Annotated in this window: 3 protein-coding genes and 1 tRNA gene; all 4 read right to left on the bottom strand. The window is 53.1% G+C overall.

Features of this window, described 5'->3' with window-relative positions:
• A partial coding sequence (locus M7F93_RS11245) for a LexA family protein (RefSeq protein ID WP_463670977.1) occupies window positions 1-319 on the bottom strand: 319 nt, incomplete at its 3' end.
• 245 nt (window positions 320-564) lie between these two features.
• Window positions 565-641, bottom strand: a tRNA-Ile gene (locus M7F93_RS11240).
• A 54-nt stretch (window positions 642-695) separates the two neighbouring features.
• Entirely contained in the window at window positions 696-2,588 is a 1,893-nt protein-coding gene (gene rpoD, locus M7F93_RS11235) for an RNA polymerase sigma factor RpoD (protein ID WP_031572366.1), read from the bottom strand.
• Between the two features lie 105 nt (window positions 2,589-2,693).
• Window positions 2,694-3,928: DNA primase (locus tag M7F93_RS11230; RefSeq protein ID WP_298173472.1), on the bottom strand; the 1,235-nt coding region annotated here is incomplete at its 5' end.

Below are 3,928 nucleotides of genomic sequence, written 5' to 3'. Positions count from 1 at the left end.
ATAGTTTAGGGTCCACCGGCAACTGCCCCTCGCGAAACTCCTCAGCCAGCATCGGTTGCCCGGCGGCTACCCGACCCACCAAAGGCAAGCCCATGGTCGCGCTCAAATCTTCGTGCAGGCGAATCCCCCGTGCGGTACCATTTTGCAGTTCCAGATAACCTTTGCGCGCCAACATGCGCAAATGGGTTTCCGCCGCATTGGGTGAACGAAAGTCAAAGGCTTTCATCAATTCCGCACGCGTGGGTGGCAAATTGTCTTCCAGCATCCGGGCGCGAATCCAGGCCAGAATCTCGGCCTGACGCGGCGTCAGTTTATCCATGCCATGCCTCCAGAAATCGGTACGTATGATTCTGTATTTTTATACAGCATGAAGAAAAGCGCAAGACCGCTGCAAACTCGACAAAATGCTGACAGCATCCGAATCACACCCCTCCAAGTTCCTGCCGGTTTTTTGACAACTGTAGTCGTAAGAATAAGACTTAGTTACAGATTCAGCATGGTACCGAATTTGCGTCTGATGAGTAGAGGATTGTCAATGACTAATTTATAACTGCTTGATTTAATTGGTGGGCCCGCACGGACTCGAACCGTGGACCAAGGGATTATGAGTCCCCTGCTCTAACCAACTGAGCTACAGGCCCTGAAGAGAGGGCGCGAAATCGCTCTCGCGCCCGCATTTTTACCACATTTACCCTTCAGGAAGGAATGGTGACTTCTCCGTCCACAAAACTCTTTAAACGCTCAGAGCGGGAAGGATGACGCAGCTTCCGCAGCGCCTTGGCTTCAATCTGACGGATACGCTCACGGGTCACATCAAACTGTTTACCCACTTCTTCAAGGGTGTGATCCGTGTTCATGCCGATTCCAAAGCGCATACGCAACACTTTGGCCTCTCGGGCTGTCAGACCATTGTCCAGAAGTTCTTCGACAACCTCGCGAATAGCCGCGTTGACTGCTGATTCGGCCGGCGCGGTGACATTACGATCTTCAATAAAGTCACCCAGATGGGAGTCTTCGTCGTCACCAATGGGAGTTTCCATGGAAATCGGTTCCTTGGCAATTTTCAGCACCTTGCGTATCTTGTCCTCGGGCATTTCCATGCGCTCTGCCAGCTCTTCCGGTGATGGCTCACGACCCATTTCCTGCAGCATTTGCCGACTAATCCGGTTCAGCTTGTTGATGGTTTCAATCATGTGCACCGGAATACGAATGGTGCGCGCCTGATCGGCAATACTGCGGGTAATGGCCTGTCTAATCCACCAGGTAGCGTAGGTAGAAAACTTGTAGCCACGCCGGTATTCAAATTTGTCCACCGCTTTCATCAAGCCGATATTGCCTTCCTGAATCAAATCCAGAAATTGCAGACCACGATTGGTGTACTTCTTGGCAATGGAGATGACCAGACGCAGGTTGGCTTCGACCATTTCCTTTTTGGCCCGCCGGGCTTTTGCCTCACCAATAGACATCAAACGGCTGGCTTCCTTGATTTCTGCAACCGGCAAGCCCGCCCGTTTTTCAATATCTGCCAGACGCTTCATGATGGCGAGAATATCATCCCGATATTCCACTAACCGTGCGCTATAAGTAAAGCCACCATTAATCTGTTGGTCTATCCAGCCCAGATCACTTTCATGACCCGGATAACTGCGCACAAATTCCTTCCGGGGAAAACGCGCCCGCTCAATACAAATCTCCATGAGCTCACGCTCACATTGGCGCACGCCGTCAGTTAAAGCCCGCAAGGCATCGGCCATCACATCAATCTGGCGACCATTCAGCTTGATTTCCAGAAAGCGTTCTGCCAGCTCGCGTCTTTTTTCCTGATAGCTTTCGTCATGCATTTCACCTTCGGCATGACTGGCAAGCAGATTCAGATAGGCTTCGCGAATGACGGCAAAGCGCTCCAGGGCTTCTTCCAGCTGGGGACCCTTATCCGCTTCAAGAGTGCCTTCTTCGCCTTCTTCATCTTCATCATCCGTGTCTTCAGGCTCTTCGCCTTCCAGCAAAACAGGCTCTTCGTCTTCACTGACAGCTTCTGCATCCAGAGCATTGGGATCAATAAATGCATCGACCACTTCATCCAGGCGCGTTTCTCCGCGCTCAACCCGATCAGCAGCATCCAGCAACAGCGAGATGGTGGTCGGGCAGGTGGAAACCGCACGCAAAACCTGCATCAGACCATCTTCAATGCGGCGGGCTATTTCAATTTCGCCTTCCCGGGTTAAAAGCTCAACCGTGCCCATCTCACGCATGTACATACGTACCGGGTCACTGGTACGGCCAATATCCGCTTCGACGACAGCCAGGGCTTCCTCAGCAGCTTCTTCGGCTTCCTGGGCAGCCACGCCGACATTACCTTCACCATCCAGAAGAGTATCGCCATCCGGTGCTTCTTCAAAAACTTCGATGCCCATGTCATTAATCATGGAAATGACATTTTCCATCTGCTCAGGATCAAAAACTTCTTCAGGCAGATGATCGTTAATCTCCCCGTAGGTCAGGTATCCCTGCTCTTTTCCGCGCGCGATCAGACGCTTCAGCTCAGACCGCTGAGACTCATTGTCCACTACACTCTCACCGTCTCTCATAACCATCCTGCACTCGCGGAAAGCCGCATATTATATAAGAAAAACCACCAGGATGAAAAGCTAAATTCATTGACCGCATTCATCCATCCTTTTTGTCTGGACCCTTCAGGATTCGGGACGCTTGTGGCGACCACGTCGCGTTGACAACACGATTTCGGTCCGCTCCTGCTCTGTCAGCGCGCCCAATCCCGAACGATCCGCCGTATGGCCCATATATTCCAACCTAGCGGCGCTCAGGCGCCGATTTACCCTGTGCACACATTCAGGTATTTCATTGCGCAACAATGCGCCCCCCTGGCTCTCATCCGCCTCGGACATGACCAAGGCATAACAAAACTCTGCCAGATCAGTACCAGCCAGTCTCGCCAAAAGCTCGTGAGAACTTAAATGGGTCATGTTTGCCAAAATATCAAGGGTAGCATCGAGTTTTTTTGCAATGGGGTCAGACGCAAAAGGGAGCAGATCCTTTTCCAGTTGCTGCCAGACAGGGTCATCAGGATGATTCAAGAGCAGGCGCATCGCGTTCTTGAAGAGGGAGGGCCCGTCTTTGCTCCGCGACGGTTGCGCTGACGCTGTAACTCGAGCATCCCGACGACGCGTTTTGGAAGGTATGGCAAAGGCCAGACCACATAACTCCTGGAGTTTATGGAGATAAACTTCCCGCAAAGTGGCATCATTTATACGCTGTAAAAATTCCCGCGCTTCCCGCAGAAACTGGGCTTTTTCATCTTCTGCGGCAATATTATGGCGACGCTGCAGTTCATCGAGAAAAAAGTCGATGGCCGGCCGAGCCGTCGGGAATAAAGCTTCCAGCGCTGCTGCGCCCTGCTCGCGCACCAGCGAATCCGGGTCCTGGCCATCCGGCAAAAACAGTACCCGCAGCAGACGCCCCTCGCGCAACAATTCAGGCGCCATTTGCACCGCCCGCCAGGCCGCCTTACGGCCGGCAGTATCCCCATCAAAGCACAGCAAAATCTCTGCAGCCGCACGAAACAGCATCTGTAGCTGACTTTCCCCGAGTGCCGTACCACTGGCGGCAACGGCATAATCCAGTCCGGCCTGATGCAGGGTGATGACATCCAGATAGCCTTCCACCAGCACGGCACGATTCATCCGACGCAGGCCATCCCGGGCCTGATGCAGGCCGTAAAGCACCTGCCCTTTGTGGTACAGCGGACCTTCGGGAGAGTTCAGATATTTGGGCTCCCGGCCATCGAGACTGCGTCCCCCCAATCCAACCAGATGGCCGCGACCATCACGAATCGGAAAAATAACCCTGTCCCGAAAACGATCATAAACCGAATGATCCTCGCGGCTACTCACCAACCCTGCACCAATCA

Source organism: Acidithiobacillus sp., from assembly GCF_027322205.1.
Lineage (GTDB): Bacteria > Pseudomonadota > Gammaproteobacteria > Acidithiobacillales > Acidithiobacillaceae > Acidithiobacillus.
The sequence above is the reverse complement of the archived record's forward strand: the minus strand, read 5'-3'. Positions and strand labels throughout refer to the sequence as shown.

What these genes read in the sequence shown, in the direction of transcription:
- rpoD (WP_031572366.1), bottom strand. Translation starts at nt 2,588, where the DNA reads ATGAGAGACGGTGAGAGTGTAGTGGACAATGAGTCTCAGCGGTCTGAG.